At 45.3% G+C, this 15235-nt stretch carries 18 protein-coding genes and 1 other RNA gene; 14 read left to right on the top strand and 5 right to left on the bottom strand.

Going from position 1 to position 15235, the window contains the following annotated elements:
* The first annotated feature begins 101 nt into the window (after positions 1-101).
* Positions 102-446 (top strand): outer membrane protein assembly factor BamE, encoded by a 345-nt coding sequence (bamE, locus tag ACZRKO_RS00360; protein ID WP_463735306.1) that lies wholly within the window; start codon positions 102-104, stop codon positions 444-446.
* 77 nt (positions 447-523) lie between these two features.
* Here the strand turns inward: bamE and ACZRKO_RS00355 are convergent, their stop codons facing one another.
* Together ACZRKO_RS00355 and ACZRKO_RS00350 are read right to left on the bottom strand one after the other, a co-directional pair.
* Positions 524-808: an RnfH family protein gene (locus ACZRKO_RS00355; RefSeq protein WP_463735305.1), complete on the bottom strand. Its 285-nt coding sequence runs from the start codon at positions 806-808 to the stop codon at positions 524-526.
* On the bottom strand, positions 801-1235 hold the full coding sequence (locus ACZRKO_RS00350) for a type II toxin-antitoxin system RatA family toxin (protein WP_463735304.1): 435 nt from the start codon (positions 1233-1235) through the stop codon (positions 801-803). The genes ACZRKO_RS00355 and ACZRKO_RS00350 overlap by 8 nt, the downstream gene beginning before the upstream one ends.
* A 157-nt stretch (positions 1236-1392) precedes the next feature.
* Here ACZRKO_RS00350 and smpB point away from each other — a divergent pair, with 157 nt between their 5' ends.
* The 5 genes from smpB (at position 1393) to ACZRKO_RS00325 (ending at position 6083) form a co-directional block, all read left to right on the top strand.
* Positions 1393-1875, top strand: coding sequence for an SsrA-binding protein SmpB (gene smpB / locus ACZRKO_RS00345; protein WP_463735303.1), 483 nt, complete (start codon positions 1393-1395; stop codon positions 1873-1875).
* A gap of 49 nt (positions 1876-1924) precedes the next feature.
* Positions 1925-2287: a transfer-messenger RNA gene (gene ssrA / locus ACZRKO_RS00340) on the top strand.
* A gap of 193 nt (positions 2288-2480) precedes the next feature.
* Complete coding sequence (locus ACZRKO_RS00335) at positions 2481-3674, top strand: integrase domain-containing protein (protein WP_463735302.1); 1194 nt, start codon at positions 2481-2483, stop codon at positions 3672-3674.
* A 13-nt stretch (positions 3675-3687) separates the two neighbouring features.
* Positions 3688-5346: an RNA-directed DNA polymerase gene (locus ACZRKO_RS00330; protein WP_463735301.1), complete on the top strand. Its 1659-nt coding sequence runs from the start codon at positions 3688-3690 to the stop codon at positions 5344-5346.
* On the top strand, positions 5343-6083 hold the full coding sequence (locus ACZRKO_RS00325) for a hypothetical protein (RefSeq protein ID WP_463735300.1): 741 nt from the start codon (positions 5343-5345) through the stop codon (positions 6081-6083). Before ACZRKO_RS00330 ends, ACZRKO_RS00325 begins: the two co-directional genes overlap by 4 nt.
* A gap of 337 nt (positions 6084-6420) precedes the next feature.
* On the opposite strand, the gene ACZRKO_RS00320 is transcribed toward ACZRKO_RS00325, so the two are convergent.
* Both ACZRKO_RS00320 and ACZRKO_RS00315 read right to left on the bottom strand, forming a co-directional pair.
* A complete protein-coding gene (locus ACZRKO_RS00320) occupies positions 6421-6591 on the bottom strand; it encodes an ogr/Delta-like zinc finger family protein (RefSeq protein WP_463735299.1) in 171 nt (56 codons plus the stop codon).
* Positions 6591-7310 carry an NAD-dependent aldehyde dehydrogenase gene (locus ACZRKO_RS00315; RefSeq protein ID WP_463735298.1) on the bottom strand — a complete coding sequence of 240 codons (720 nt, stop codon included), beginning with the start codon at positions 7308-7310 and terminating at the stop codon, positions 6591-6593. The genes ACZRKO_RS00320 and ACZRKO_RS00315 overlap by 1 nt, the downstream gene beginning before the upstream one ends.
* A 533-nt stretch (positions 7311-7843) precedes the next feature.
* Here ACZRKO_RS00315 and ACZRKO_RS00310 point away from each other — a divergent pair.
* The 6 genes from ACZRKO_RS00310 to ACZRKO_RS00285 are packed head-to-tail and all read left to right on the top strand — an operon-like array spanning position 7844 to position 11809.
* Positions 7844-8104, top strand: coding sequence for a helix-turn-helix transcriptional regulator (locus ACZRKO_RS00310; protein ID WP_463735297.1), 261 nt, complete (start codon positions 7844-7846; stop codon positions 8102-8104).
* Positions 8101-8331, top strand: coding sequence for a hypothetical protein (locus ACZRKO_RS00305; RefSeq protein WP_463735296.1), 231 nt, complete (start codon positions 8101-8103; stop codon positions 8329-8331). Before ACZRKO_RS00310 ends, ACZRKO_RS00305 begins: the two co-directional genes overlap by 4 nt.
* A gap of 13 nt (positions 8332-8344) precedes the next feature.
* Positions 8345-8869, top strand: a complete 525-nt coding sequence (locus ACZRKO_RS00300; RefSeq protein ID WP_463735295.1) for a host cell division inhibitor Icd-like protein — start codon at positions 8345-8347, stop codon at positions 8867-8869.
* Positions 8866-9129: a hypothetical protein gene (locus ACZRKO_RS00295; protein ID WP_463735294.1), complete on the top strand. Its 264-nt coding sequence runs from the start codon at positions 8866-8868 to the stop codon at positions 9127-9129. The genes ACZRKO_RS00300 and ACZRKO_RS00295 overlap by 4 nt, the downstream gene beginning before the upstream one ends.
* Positions 9126-9467, top strand: a complete 342-nt coding sequence (locus ACZRKO_RS00290; RefSeq protein ID WP_463735293.1) for a DUF5375 family protein — start codon at positions 9126-9128, stop codon at positions 9465-9467. The genes ACZRKO_RS00295 and ACZRKO_RS00290 overlap by 4 nt, the downstream gene beginning before the upstream one ends.
* A gap of 11 nt (positions 9468-9478) precedes the next feature.
* Complete coding sequence (locus tag ACZRKO_RS00285; RefSeq protein ID WP_463735292.1) at positions 9479-11809, top strand: primase-helicase zinc-binding domain-containing protein; 2331 nt, start codon at positions 9479-9481, stop codon at positions 11807-11809.
* A 347-nt stretch (positions 11810-12156) separates the two neighbouring features.
* On the opposite strand, the gene ACZRKO_RS00280 is transcribed toward ACZRKO_RS00285, so the two are convergent.
* Positions 12157-12933, bottom strand: coding sequence for an HNH endonuclease (locus ACZRKO_RS00280; protein ID WP_463735291.1), 777 nt, complete (start codon positions 12931-12933; stop codon positions 12157-12159).
* An 894-nt stretch (positions 12934-13827) separates the two neighbouring features.
* Between ACZRKO_RS00280 and ACZRKO_RS00275 the strand changes: the two genes are divergently transcribed.
* Positions 13828-14382 (top strand): cysteine hydrolase family protein, encoded by a 555-nt coding sequence (locus tag ACZRKO_RS00275; RefSeq protein WP_463735290.1) that lies wholly within the window; start codon positions 13828-13830, stop codon positions 14380-14382.
* A 56-nt stretch (positions 14383-14438) separates the two neighbouring features.
* Complete coding sequence (locus ACZRKO_RS00270; RefSeq protein ID WP_463735289.1) at positions 14439-15221, top strand: ABC transporter substrate-binding protein; 783 nt, start codon at positions 14439-14441, stop codon at positions 15219-15221.
* The last annotated feature ends 14 nt before the right edge of the window (positions 15222-15235 follow it).

Raw genomic sequence — 15235 nt, 5'->3', positions numbered from 1 at the left:
TTTTTACATTTATGGGGTCATACAGGTGCCCTGCAAAGGTTTCAAACTGATGAAAGGTCTATTATCATCGGCATCTTATGCCCTAAAGGAATGTAATCACTATGCGCTGTAAAACGCTAACTGCCGCCGCAGTAACTCTTGTAATGCTGACTGCGGGCTGTTCCACACTGGAAAAGGTGGTTTATCGGCCTGACATCAATCAGGGGAACTATCTTTCACCTGCTGATGTACAAAAAATTCATACCGGTATGACCAAGCAACAAGTTGCTTATGTTCTTGGTACTCCGATGCTGCATGACCCGTTTGGCAATAACACCTGGTACTATGTTTTCCGTGAACAGCCAGGCCATGAAGGCGTGAAACAGCAAACTCTGACACTGACCTTTAACGAGGCTGGCACATTAACCAACGTCGATAACAAGCCTAAATTAGACAGTCAGAATTAATTTCCCGGTCAGAGGGTGGTGGTGATCGCTTGCCAATACCTTTCCTCGGGGTAAAAAAATAAGGCGCTCAGGGCGCCTTATTTTTTAGAACGTTCTGCACGTAATCGCCTCAGCTCTTTCGGATCCGCGATCAACGGTCGATAAATTTCAATACGGTCACCGTCTTCAAGAAAATCAGAAAGTTTGACCGGTCGGCTATAAATCCCAACTTTGTTACTTTTAAGATCGATGTCTGCTCGAAGCTCAAGCAGCCCTGATGCAAAAATAGCCTGTTCGACTGTGCTTCCTGACTCCAATTTTACCGTGCGCAGATACTGACGTTCAGGTAACGCGTAAACAACCTCAACGCAGATCTCAGACACTGTAAACCTCCTTGGCGCGCACAGTGAAAGCCTGCACCATGCTGCCGGCCAGCTCTTTGAAAATCTTACCGAATGCCAGCTCAATTAATTTATTGGTAAATTCGAAATCCAGATTGAGTTCGACCTTACAGGCCTCAGGGCTGAGCGCGATGAAATTCCAGCCGCCCAACAATTTTCGAAATGGTCCATCAACCAGTTGCATATCAATGCGCTGATTATTGATCAGTGTATTTCGAGTCGTGAACGTTTTGCTGATACCCGCTTTGGAAACATCCACTGCGGCAACCATTGAATCGGGGCTATGCTCTAAAATACGGCTGCCGGTACAGCCAGGCAAAAATTGCGGATAAGCATCGACATCGTTTACTAAATTGTACATCTGCTCCACGCTGAAAGGCACAAGCGCAGAACGACTTATCTGTGGCATATCATTTTCCAGGTGTCATAAATCGTACAAATCATACCATTTATCCACCTTGAGACAAAAAACTACCTGGCCACTACAGCAACAATGGCCAAAATCCTCCAGCTGTAGACCTGTGGGGATTTCATTCGCCAACGCTTACAGTATAATAAGTATCACTATGACAAATAAAAAAGCACACAAACCCGGTTCCGCAACCATTGCGATGAACAAACGCGCTCGCCATGAATACTTCATTGAAGAAGAGATCGAGGCGGGGCTTGCTTTGCAAGGATGGGAAGTCAAATCGATGCGCGCTGGCAAAGCGAACATCACTGACAGTTACGTCACATTCAGGGATGGAGAAGCCTATCTTTTTGGCGCAACTATCCAGCCATTGAGTGTTGCATCCAGCCATGTTGTCTGCGACCCAACCCGCACACGAAAATTACTGCTTAACAAACGTGAATTAGAAACGTTGTTTGGTAAAGTGAGCCGTGATGGTTATACCGTTGTCGCCCTATCCATGTATTGGAAAAATGCGTGGAGCAAAGTCAAAATTGGCCTTGCCAAAGGTAAGAAAGAACACGACAAACGTGACAACATTAAAGATCGTGAGTGGAAAGTAGACAAAGCGCGAATCATGAAGAACTCAAACCGCTAAGCTACTGGCTTAGCGGAGCTATTTTCTGATATAGTGTTCGATAGTACTTGGGGCTGATTCTGGATTCGACGGGATTTGCGAAGCCCAAGGAGCATGCCGAGGGGCGGTTGGCCTCGTAAAAAGCCGCAAAAAAATAGTTGCAAACGACGAAAACTACGCACTAGCAGCTTAATAACCTGCTCAGAGCCCTCTCTCCCTAGCCTCCGCTCTTAGGACGGGGATCAAGAGAGGTCAAACCTAAAAGAGATCGCGCAGACACTTTGCCTGGAGTGAAAGCGTTAAACCCAATCAGGATAGTTTGTTAGTGGCGTGTCTGTCCGCAGCTAACCGGCGAATGTAAAGATAGACTAAGCATGTAGTGCCGACGGTGTAGTAATTTCGGACGGGGGTTCAAATCCCCCCAGCTCCACCAAATTATGATCCGGTTATTACCAGATAAGTCCGGAGAAGTCCTGAAAGCCCGCATCCCTCCTAGGTTTGCGGGCTTTTTTGTGTCTGTAGTAGTCCGAGGAGATCCGCCTGAAACCGGAGTCTATTGGTATACGAATTGGTATACGCTAAGATGTATACCAATAAACGTATACCAATTAAGGGAAGATCCTTGCATGGCGCGGACTACACGCCCCCTCACCCACACCGAAGTACAAAAAGCTAAAGCCCTCGACAAAGACCTGACCCTGCACGATGGTGACGGACTCTTTTTGTTAGTCAAAACCACCGGCAAGAAAATTTGGCGTTTCCGCTACCAGCTTCCCAACAGTAACAAACGCACCATGATCAGCCTCGGCGCTTACCCTGCCCTCTCCCTTGCCGATGCCAGAGAAATCCGCGCTGAGAAGTTAGCGATGTTAGTCCGTGGAATAGATCCGCAGGCAAGTGCTGATGAAGAGGCGGAGAAGCTCCAGATTGCTCAGGAAAGCATTTTCGTGAACGTGGCGCGTAAATGGTTCGAGTTGAAAGAAAGCCAAGTTAGCGCTGACCACGCTAAGGATATCTGGCGTTCTATCGAAAAAGACATTTTGCCAAGCATCGAAAATGTTCCTGTTAACGAGCTGAAAGCGCGCACCCTGATTCAAGTGTTAGAACCAATTAAAGCACGCGGAGCGTTAGAGACGGTCAGGCGGTTAGTACAACGCATAAACGAGATAATGATTTACGCGGTTAATGTCGGGCTAATGGACGCAAACCCGGCCTCAGGTATTGGCAATGCTTTCGAACGCCCGAAGAAGCAGCATATGCCGACCATACGGCCCGAAGAACTGCCTAAGTTGATGCGCACCATTTCTATGAGCAACTTATCGATACCAACCCGCTGCCTGCTTGAGTGGCAGCTACTGACGCTCATACGCCCTGCCGAGGCATCGGCAACAGCATGGTCAGAGATTGATATAGAGAATAAGCAGTGGTGTATTCCGGCAGAACGTATGAAGGCAAAGCGCGAACATGTCGTTCCTTTGTCAGAACAAGCTTTAGAGCTACTGGAAATCATGCGCCCAATTAGCGGTAATCGTCAGTACGTTTTCCCTAGCCGCAATGACCCGCGCAAGCCCATGAACAGCCAAACAGCTAATGCTGCTTTGAAACGTATCGGATATGGAGGAAAGCTTGTTGCTCATGGCTTGCGATCTATTGCTAGTACTGCTATGAATGAACACGGGTTTAACGCAGATGTAATTGAAGCTGCCCTTTCGCATTATGATAAGAATGAAGTTCGCCGTGCTTATAACCGATCCACATATCTCAATCAGCGTAGAGAATTAATGGATTGGTGGTCAAAAATAATTTATATAAATAGATAAATGGAGTTTACACATGGCAAAAGCTGCAAAGGTTGCAAAAGCAGAATTTAAGTTCAAACAAGAAAGCATGGAAAGTTGTTTCCGTCTCGCGCTAAAAAACATAGTTAAGTATGGTGATACAGATATTTTCCCATTCCCTTATGAAACTCGAATGTTTGATGATATGGAAGAGGAAATGGTAGCCTCTTTGAAAGACACTTATGACAATTTTGATAAGAAAAGGGATTTGGCGCCACCATTAAATATTAGCAGTTGCTCTACTGTTGGATATACTGGCTACAGGTGGGCAACACAAATTGATCCTTATTGGAATGCTTTCTTCTTAGGGGTAGTACTGAAGTTAAGCAATGAAATAGAAAAAGATAGACTAGATGCTAGTGTTGTTTATTCATACAGATTCAATCCTGATAGTTCCGATTACTCCTTATTTGATAAAAATACAAACTGGAGGAAATATCAAACAGATAGCTTGAAACTTTGTGAGGACAATGAAGATATAAATTATATCCTTACCTGTGATATAGCTGATTTCTACCCTAGGATTTATCATCACAGATTAGAAAACGCATTAGATCGACTTGATGAACATAAAAACACATCAAGTAAAATTAAGAAATTATTACAACTTTTCTCAGGAACTAACTCCTATGGTGTTCCCGTTGGTTGTCCAGCATCACGTATTCTGGCAGAACTATCTCTTAGTTCAATTGACCATATTTTAAGTGTCCATGGATTTAAATTCAAACGTTATGTAGATGACTTTTATATATTCTGTAAAACAAGGGAGTCAGCACACTCAGCATTAACATTTCTAAGTAGAAAGCTTATGGAAAATGAAGGGCTAACACTACAGAAGCATAAGACTAATATAATGTCTAAAGAAGAATTTATGACTATAACTAAGTCAAAAATAAATGGATTGGATGAGGATGAGAAATCCCCGATGAAGGCTAGTTTCATGTCTTTACCAATCAGATATGATCCGTACTCAGCAAATGCAGCAGAACAATATAAAGAAATCAAAGAGTCTCTTAAAGACTTCGATTTGTTAGGTATGTTAAGTGATGAATTACAAAAATCAAAAATAAACCAACCTTTCAGTAAGCAATTAATCCGTTCATTTGCAGCAGTGGATGACAAAACTTTATCAAATGCTTACAGTGTTATTTGCTCTAGCTTTAATGATTTATATCCTATTTTTACCACTATAATACAAGTTGCAACATCTAATTGGGATAGATTTAATGACAATGCAAAGGAATATATATTCAACTCAGTAAAAGATCTCATTGACAATGATTCATTTATATTAAAAACCGAGCTCAATTTAGCTTATGTATGTAAACTTTTATCACGGCAAAATAGCACTACAAGTAGAATATTACTGACGGAAATATATAATAGCAATGTTAACAGTATACTCATCACGAATATAATTACTCAAGCCATGCTTAAATGGAATGTACACTATTGGTTATCAGATTTGAAGCGTACTTTCCCAACAATGAATGCTCTTCAGCGCAGGACTTTTGTAATTGCAACGTATCAACTCGGTGACGAAGGTGACCACTGGCGAACCCATAATAAAAGAAATTTAAACTTTATCGAAAACATCTATAAGGAATGGGGAGCAAAAAGAAAAGCATCTAAAAATATCGGAGATGCGCTATGATTTCTGAATTAACATTCGCAAAAAAATTCACATCATTTTGGAATCAACTTCTTCCAAATGAGAAACACTATGTCCGTCTCATAAATGAGGGTCTATTTGAAGTTTTCGATGCTCCTACGGGCCAAGGAAACCGCAAAGAAAATATCGCATTTATTAATGAATTAGCATTTGAACTATACAAAAGCATCGTTCAAAAAGAAATCAAAATTTCTGATATAGATAATATTAAGTTCTACCAAGAGAATACCTTTAACATAATTTATGAGAAAGCAAGGTCTAGACTAGCAAAATTTGCATATGGTTCTAATTTTTCCCTTCCGTTAGATGCAAATGAATTTCACACCATGAAACAGCTAGTTATGAGACTGCATACTAGATATTTTCAAAGTTTAGTTGATATAACAGCATCACCCTTTTTCTCTGGCTGTGGTTATATAAATAATTCATTTGGAGATTTATATATCCCAGGAAAACTGATAGAGGTTAAGTCTGGTGCGAGAAATTTCGGAGTGGTCGATTTTCGCCAAGTACTGATTTATTGCACGCTAAACTTCTATTCAAAGAAAAGTGTAAAAATAGACAATATAGAACTGGTCAATCCAAGGATGGGCATTACGTACTCATCTAAAATTGATGACTTAAGTAATAATCTTGGTTCGCTTGATCCAGAGGATCTATTTTTTGAGATAAAACAGCATATAACTGAAAATAGTTTCATTGAAGGTGCAATTTCTTAACGCCTGACCATAAGCTCATAAATTGAATGGCTAGACCACTATGCTGCTTTTCAGTGCTGCGCGCAATGTTACCCGCCTGCCCGCTGTGACTTTATCATGCGTTTTTCATGCATGATGCTAAAGGCCTCTAAGCCCTTGTAGCAAGGGCTTCCTGCCAATTTCACCACAGTTTCATGCATGCAAAACCATGCGCCCTATGCATGCACAGGTCTTTAAAGACGGCTAGCCAGAGAAAAGGGGCTGCAGAAACGTAGGCCTTGTGGATATGACGTGAAAAAGCCGCCTTAATTGAAAGCGGCTAATCGTAATATTTAAGTAGGTAACTGGAATTATATTTTCAGCTAATTCGGCTCTCTCTGTTTATTACCTTGCTTATGCTCTCAATCGTTTTAAAGGCACATGAGCAATCGAGATTGGCGCATTGGTAATAAGCCTCTTTCGTCTGATCCGTAATATAACGACTCGTTCGAATATAAGAGACATGAGTACACAACGGGCAACGCATCATTATTTACTTTCTCGTTGCTGTAAACGAAGGCGTTGTTCGGCAAGCTTTGTTGCAGCCTGCATCCGACGTATTGGACTATTTTGCAGCTCCGCCAATACGCCAGAAGCCTCGGGCCGTCTTGGTACTATTTCTTTCAATACTGGATGTTCGACGCGCTGTACTCCCATAGATGCAGCGATACGCTCAGCGACTACTTTCAGAAGTCGGTTTCCGATAATTTCCGTCGCGTTGCTCTGATATACACTATAGGCACATGCAGCGACTACACAGGCATTAATAACATCGGTATTTAGAATGTGCTTGCTAAATGCATCCGCAGCATTATCCATTGTATGTTCTGCAAATGCTGTGATCGCCGTTCTATGGGCATCAAGCAAAATGGGAGCAGACGAGCCGCACCTTAAATGGAGTTCCATCTTGTCTAGCTCCATTTCTTCAATCAGGCCATCGAACTCTTTCGCCAGTTCACGTTTAGAAATCCGGCTATCGTGCTGCGCCTGTAACTCCGGGGTTATTTCTCCTCGCAGCTTGCGGAACAAAGTACGCCACTGACTTTCAGCCTCATGGCTTTCTAGTTCTGTGTCTTTCTTCTGCTGCTGGCAACGGGCTATACCTGCTACAACGTCAGACAGCGCCTGAAAGTTTTTGTTATGAGCGGCTCTCGCGTTATGCAGGACTTGCAGCTTTTCGGTGACATGTTGGGGTAAGGCGGTGCTCATGATGGAATTTCCTGTGTCAGTAAATATGAATCTATTGTGCGGAGGCTGACACAACATTTCTATTGAAGGGTTCTTGCTGGTCGCTGGTACAACAGCCCCAAAGTCGCCCTCATGAGTTAATGACTGATTTTTAGTTATATAAATACTGTTCACTACTATTCACTTTCAAATTAAAACCATATAAATCACAAAATTACACAGTGAACACTTTAGTTATTACTCATCACCAACTATTCACAAGTGTTCATTACTAAGAAAACGACCTTTCTCTGGCCAGCCTGATATTGACTGTTTATTCCGATTAATAAACACAATATCAATCGATTATACCGATGATACGATTTGCCAATATTACTCAGTAGTACTCAATGTTAACCAATACTCCCATTTGACTAAAAAACAGACAAAAAGCCTTAAGTATCAGACATCATCGCCTTGTTGCCACCCTGCAAAAAATTCACATAATAGGGCGCTACTTAACGAAACCACCGGTACTGGACAGTTCCAGCCGGATCCCCAAAAGAGGTAGCACCATGCTTTCCATCGCTCCAAACACTCCCCCTGCATCATACTCAGTCATGCCGCCAGCGTTTCCCCGTGACCGCTTTATGCGACTGCCAGAAGTCATTCATACCACCGGCCTGTCCCGGTCAACCATCTATGATTTGATCAGTCGCCAGCAGTTTCCCGCCCAGATCTCTCTCGGTGGTAAGAACGTTGCATGGCTGGCCTCAGAAATTGATAGCTGGATGAATGACCGTATCGCAGCACGCGTTCAGGGGACGGTTCAATGATTTCTCTGTCTGTCGGTCACCAAAATATTGCGCTCAAGACTGATGAAGCGATCTACCTTGCCGAAAGTCTGATTGCTGCCGCGCTCGGCGTGAAAAATGATCTACCTGCATTTACCAGCGAAACTCTCGGCCTGCTGTCAGTGGCGGTTAAGGATGAAAGTAGTGATTCGTCGCGCCACTTCCGATCAAATCCGCAGCAGTCCGATCACGTCCTGACCGATTGCTAAGAGGGAAAGGCTAATGCAGCAAAAAAGGCTTTTCTCTGACAAGCGCCTGCTCTATAGTTTTTGTGCTGCCGCAAAATCGGCAGCCGGGCGTGGAAACCCGAGTTTAACTATGGCGACACAACACGCGCCTTGCGTGTTTTTTTATGTCGCGGCCTTAGCGCACCTGTTATCTGCTCAGTGGTTTCTTAACCGCTGTGCTTATCAAGCAATGGTGGCTCAGGCGGGGCAGCCTTCGGGCTGGCCGGTTCACATAGTTACCGGTATTTCCACCCCCGTCTGGGCTACCACCCATAAGCGTGGAAACTTCGGTGGTAGCTGTAACCAGCTAACTATGGAGGCCAATATTTTGGCTACTATCCTCGCATCCTTACCCCCGAAATTCACGTTCCTGTTCGCCGCCGTTCGCCGTGCTGAACCGAAAGCGCCGATCTGCATGCTGCGCTCAACCGCCGACAGTGAACCTTCTGCCCGCCGCCTGCTATCCCGCGATTATGTGCTGTGCTTCGCCGGTCGCCTGCCAGTACAGGGGGCCGCATGAACAAGCTTGCTTCCATCTATTTTCCAAATACCCACTACCCTATTCCCCACGCTGATTTCCTGCGCCTGCAGCATGCGCATAACGTCGGCGTGATGTTCCTCGACATGCTAGATACGCAAGAGACATTCGGGCATACGCCGGATAAAAAACAGCTAAATTCCGTGGCCTCAATGGTCGCGCTGCTCACAGACCAATTAGGGAAAGTCGTAGACACCTGCGAAACAGCCATAAAAACGCAGATGGAGGATCTTTACGAATGAACAGCGCCCAACAATCTTGCCTGCCTGTGGAAGTACTCACCGCCCTTTATCGCCGCGCTCTGGCACAGGCTTATCTCGATGCCTGCGCCTCTCATGGTCTTGAAATTGGCTACACGCTTGATGAACTGCAGATGACTATCGCGGCAGAAGTCGAAAATTATTACGTCGGTCAGCACGGTCCGAAGGTTGGCATGGATATGGCCTGCGCCATGCTCCGCGATATGGTTCAGCCGGATATTCTGGTAGCAAAACCCCGCCTGACGCTGCTGGGGGAATCCATGATGGACGAGCTGTGCCATCAACATATCGCATCTACCCCTAACACAACGCTGCACTGATGGAGGCGCACATGACACAACTTACCGTTTCAAACACCGTTAGCGCAGCAAAGGGGCGCTGGCCTCAACTTCTGCCGCTGCTGGGTATCAACATTGCCGCCAATGGCAATCACTCCCCCTGCCCCGTATGCGGTGGCAAAGACCGTTTTCGTTTTGATAATCAGGAAGGCAGAGGGACATGGTTCTGCAATATATGTGGGGCCGGTGACGGGCTGCGTCTGGTAGAAAAGGCATTTGATGTGACCACAAAAGACGCCGCCGGTAAGGTGGCGGCTATTCTTGGTAATACGCAAGCAGCTCAGGCGCCGGTTGAACATTCTATGATTGCTCAGGAAAAAGAGGCGTCACGCAGCAAAGCTATTGAAAGAGCCAAAGAGCTGATCCGAACATCCAGTAAACAGACAGGCAATGCCTATCTCACGACAAAAGCATGGTCCGATAAAGAAGTACCCACCTTGCAAGGGAATGAATTACGGATCGCCGGCATTAACTACCGCGCAGGTGATTTACTGATACCGCTGACTGACCTGTCCGGCAGCTTGCTCAACGTGCAGCTCATTAACGCAGAAGGTATTAAACGCATGTTAGCGGGTGGTCAGGTGAAGGGTACGTGCCATCACTTTGCCGGTAAAAGCGACGCCGTTATATGGCTTACCGAAGGTTACGCTACCGGACTGACCGTGCATGAACTGACGGGCGAAACGGTATACGTGGCGCTCAGCGCCAATAATTTCCCGTACCTTGCCCAGCGCCTGCGCGATGAGAATCCCGATGCCCTGCTACTTATGGCCGCCGATAACGATGAAAATGGGATCGGCCAGAAAAAAGCCGAAGAAGCCGCCAGCCTGACCGGTGGTAAGGTAGCTCTCCCCTTCATCATCGGTGACTGGAATGACGTATATATGCAGGAAGGTCGCGTGGGGACACTGGAACAGCTCAACGTGTTTACCCAACCCGAGGTCAAAAGTCCTTTTGAGACACTCAGTGAAGCAGATCTAAAATCCATGAGCGTCAGTGAAAAAGCTGAATTATTGAATGTGCATTACAACTACCAGATAGCCGTTCCAATGATTGGTGAAGATCTGTGCCGCTATGAGAACGGTGCATGGCAGATATTGCCTCACCGCCGATTCAGCAGGGAAATTGCCGCCTTATTTCAGAAAATCCGTGCACATTTCTCAGCGCCGAGTATCAGCGGCGTTATCGACACGCTTAAATTAATGGTGCCAGAAATGGGCAAACCGGCGCGAAGACTGATTGGTTTTCGCAACGGTGTGTTTGATACCGTCACAGGCAAGTTTGGCCCACACCATCAAACCCACTGGTTGCGCACCGTAAACAGTGTCGATTTTACCCAACCCAAAGCCGGTGAAAACCTTGCAGATCATGCACCGAACTTTTGGCGATGGCTGACGCGGGCAGCAAATCATCAAGTTGAAAAACAAGAGCGTATTCTCGCGGCGCTTTTTATGGTTCTGGCAAACCGCTATGACTGGCAACTCTTTCTTGAAGTCACAGGGCCGGGCGGTAGCGGTAAAAGCGTAATGTCTTCGATTGCGCGAATGCTGGCAGGCGAGGACAACACGACTTCTGCCAGTATCGAAACGCTGGAGTCTGCTCGGGAGCGTGCTTCGGTAGTCGGGTTCTCATTGATTGTCTTACCCGATCAAGAGAAATGGAGCGGCGACGGCGCAGGAATTAAAGCCATTACTGGCGGCGATGCGGTAGCGATTGACCCGAAATATCGTGATGCTTATTCAACACATATTCCGGCGGTTATTCTGGCAGTGAACAATAATCCGATGCAGTTCAGTGACCGCAGCGGCGGTGTCTCGCGCAGGCGTGTGATCATCACATTCCCCGAGGTGATACCCGCCAATGAGCGAGATCCTCAGCTGATAGAGAAAATAGGTCGGGAGCTGGCCGTCATTGTTCGCCACCTGATGCAACGTTTTGCCGTTCCGAGCGATGCACGTGAGCTGTTACAGGCACAGCAGAATTCCGATGAAGCGCTGGAGATAAAACGCAGTGCCGATCCGTTGGTAGATTTCTGCGGTTACCTGCTCGCTGTCAGCACACCAAACGGCCTTTATATTGGCAACGCCAACATTATTCCGGCTAACCCGCGCAAGTATCTCTATCACGCTTACCTGTCTTTTATGGAGGCGCGAGGGCATCAGCGTCCTATGAGCCTGACGGCCTTTGGGCGGGCCGTACCGCAAACGCTAAGGGAGTATGAGATTGAATTCTTGAAGCGCAAGTCCAATCAGGGAATGCAAACTAACCTCACGCTAAACGATGACAGTGAGGTGGATTGGTTGCCGAAGTGCGAAGCATTATAACGACTCATTTCAAACCGGCTTAGGCCGGTTTTTTTGTCCCAGAAATGGCGACTGGTCACTTTCAAGTGATCAGTTATGGATAGTTAGGAACAAACCAGTCACCACCTAACCGCATGAAGTTAAATACAAAAAACCCAAAAGTGAACAGTGTGATTAGTTTCCCAATGAATTTTATACATCGCGAAAATTTAGTGCTTTCGAGTGTATATCTGGTTAACTTGATCGAACGGCATTACACACTTTTTTCACCAAAGTACATCTGTCTTATCGGAACGGATATGCCCCCAATATAACCATTTTAATATCAGTTGGTTACTTAAATAGCGGACGTTTTTGTTAGATTTGACCTAAAACCCATAATCATCATTTGCTGAGACGCATCCGTTAAGACTGATTCCAACATAGCAGTGACTTAAACTCATTGCGCTAAACGTTGCCCAGTCCACATTATTAAGGCTGATTGTTAGCTCTTTACTATCGCCTTTTAATCGAACACCTCTAAATAGCATATCTATTTTTTCAACAACGAGTCCAGTTGGTGGAATTAACCTTATTCTGAGAAAAATGTCCCTCAGTTTCCGTCTAAAAATAATCACTGAACCTTCAGATTCAACATCCCAACTACCAGAACTAACAGAGAATTCATTATCCTCTATGCTTAAAGACTCTCTACCTAAGCTATCAGTAAATACGCCTGACAGACGTACCGGCTCCCCTTCATTTTCTGGAGGTAAAACAGATAACAATGGGATATTATTTACCGTGATGAGATGGTTGCAATCGTAAAATTCAACGCCTGCAAATTGAATTCTTATTGGGTCGGTATGAAAATCGAAACTCTCATGTGCAAAACCTTTTTCCAGGCACTTAGGTGATTTGTTTGCTCTCGCGACGGTGTCTGATGACAATCTGTTCCTTGCCCTTTTCTGATTACACTGAGAACAAAGAAGCGTCATACCTTCAGGCCGATGTTCTTTAGCATCAACAAAATCAGGATCGAAGTGTTCATAGTCATAAAAAGCCAATCCACAGATGACACATCCAAAACCACAACGTTTTCTTATTTCCCTTTTCACATCAGCAGGGATGTCGCGTGTAAGCCCGTGCTTATTCTTCTCTGTCATAATAATTTTCTTTGTTAGGGGGTGAGGGCCAAAAATACTAAATCGTACGGCAGGAGCAAAATATCCGTCTAAAAAATCGAATATTAAACATCAGTGTCCGTAAAATGCCATTTTTCGATTATAAAAACATCATTTCAAGGACATTTTTCAATGTCCATTATATTTTTATATATCAGTCAGTTACTTCACTGGCGTACGTTGTCGTTCCATTGGACTTCAAACCCCAAGTTCGGCTATATCTCGCATTAGGGGCTGATAGCTCCACAACCTATCGCTTCACCCTTTTTATTTCTTATCAGTACTCGCAGCGCTCCGTCCCCATCTATGGAGTCTACGGTGAAATTTTTTTTGCCAATAACTCCGGTAATAGCAGCAAGGTAACCACCAGTGATCGACTCACAATGAATAGCCCCTACTTTCGATGAGTTGAGTCTTACAGGATTGGCTTGGTCTGCAACACTGTAGCCCTATCAAAATCGGCATTGGTATACGTTTAGGTATACGCTACAAATATGAATTCGTAATTAACAATTTAAAACAGTAAGTTAGCCAAATTACTCAACTTCCCCCAGCCCGATGAAGAGGCTGAGAAGCGCATTTTATGAAAGACATGGCTGGCAGCGTTGCGATGAAATCCCCTGCTTACCCGCGCGGCACCCGCCGAATTGTCATGAGTAAGAAGCTTTAGCTCAGTTGACTTGATAGATAGATGAAGCCATATTCATTCTATGAATAAATTTATGCGCGCCCTACATACGACCACCACAACGACCGCTTATGGCGGGACGTAGGGTTCGTTCGTCGATGTAAAGCGTGCAGATCCTAAGCCCCCGCCTGACAGGCCGGGGCTTTTTCTTTTCCCTAGCCTCATGGGCATTTTTGAGGAGAAGAAAGATGAAACAATCCAGCCCTAGAAATAAAGCACTGGTGATTATCGATATGCAAAATGGTTTGTATTTCTCAGAGCCCCCTGCATACGACAAAGAACATGTTCTGAGTAATATTAATCTGCTCATCCGTCAATTTCGCGCTGACAGCGATCCGGTAATCTTTGTGCAACATACCGGACCACAAGGCTCTCCGATCCAGCAGGGACAAGACCTGTGGCAGTTGATCGTGGGGATGGATGTACAACCTGCGTCAGACCTGATTATTAGCAAGCATAAATCCAGTATCTTCACGGATACACCGCTTTTCGAGTGGCTAAATCAGCATGGGATTAACTCGCTTTATATCGCCGGGATGAAAACACAATACTGCATCGATACGGCCTGCCGCGCCGCATCAGGCTTAGGTCTGGAAGTGATATTGGTGTCCGATGCACATACTTGTATAGATACTGGAGATCTGACAGCACAGCAGATTATCAACCATCACAATACGACGCTGAATGGGCCCTTTGCCAAAATAAAAAACACGGTGGAGATTTGCGGCACCGATTTTGCTTAATCCTGATGTAGTTCAAATCTAACCTTAAATTTTTGTCTCTTTCCAGGGAATATAACGTGAAAAAATACAGTCTAGTGATGATGGTTTTGATCGGTTCTTTTAGCACAGCAAGCCAGGCAGAAACCGTGATTAAATTTGGGGTTGATCCCTCCTTCCCACCCTTCGAGTCCAAAGCTACTGACGGATCGTTGGTCGGTTTTGATATTGATCTGGGCAATGCAATTTGTGAGCAGGCGAAAGCCAAATGCATATGGGTTGAAACGGCGTATGACAGCATTATCCCGGCCCTGAACGCCAAAAAGTTCGATGCAGTACTCTCGGCGATGGCCATTACCGAAAAGCGCAAAACTCAGGTGAATTTCTCCAACGTGCTCTACAACATCCCGAGCGTATTGGTGGCGAAAAAAGGCAGCCAGCTTGATACCACCGTTGATTCACTCAAAGGGAAGATCATCGGCGTGGCGCAAGGCACCACTCAGGAAGCTTATGCCGTCGGCATGTGGCAGTCGAAAGGCGTGCAGGTCGTGTCTTATCAAAATCAGGACTCCGTCAATCTCGATTTAGAAACTGGCAGAATCGACGCAACGTTCACTAACGCAGCAGCTGCTGAAACAGGTTTTCTGAAAACACCGCAGGGCGCTGGTTTTGGTTTTGTGGGCAAAACCGTGCTGGACCCGCAATACCTGGGAGGCGGTGCAGCGATTGCCTTGCGTAAAGATGATCAAGCCCAATTAGCGATGATTAACAAAGCGCTCGCCGGAATGCACGCGGATGGCACCTATACTAAGCTTGAGAAAAAATACTTTACCTTTGATGTCTTTAAAAACAATAAACCTTAATCCCTCAGATAAGG

Source organism: Ewingella sp. C233 (assembly GCF_055407225.1).
Note: the sequence above shows the minus strand (reverse complement) of the source record. Positions and strands in the feature narration are given on the sequence as shown.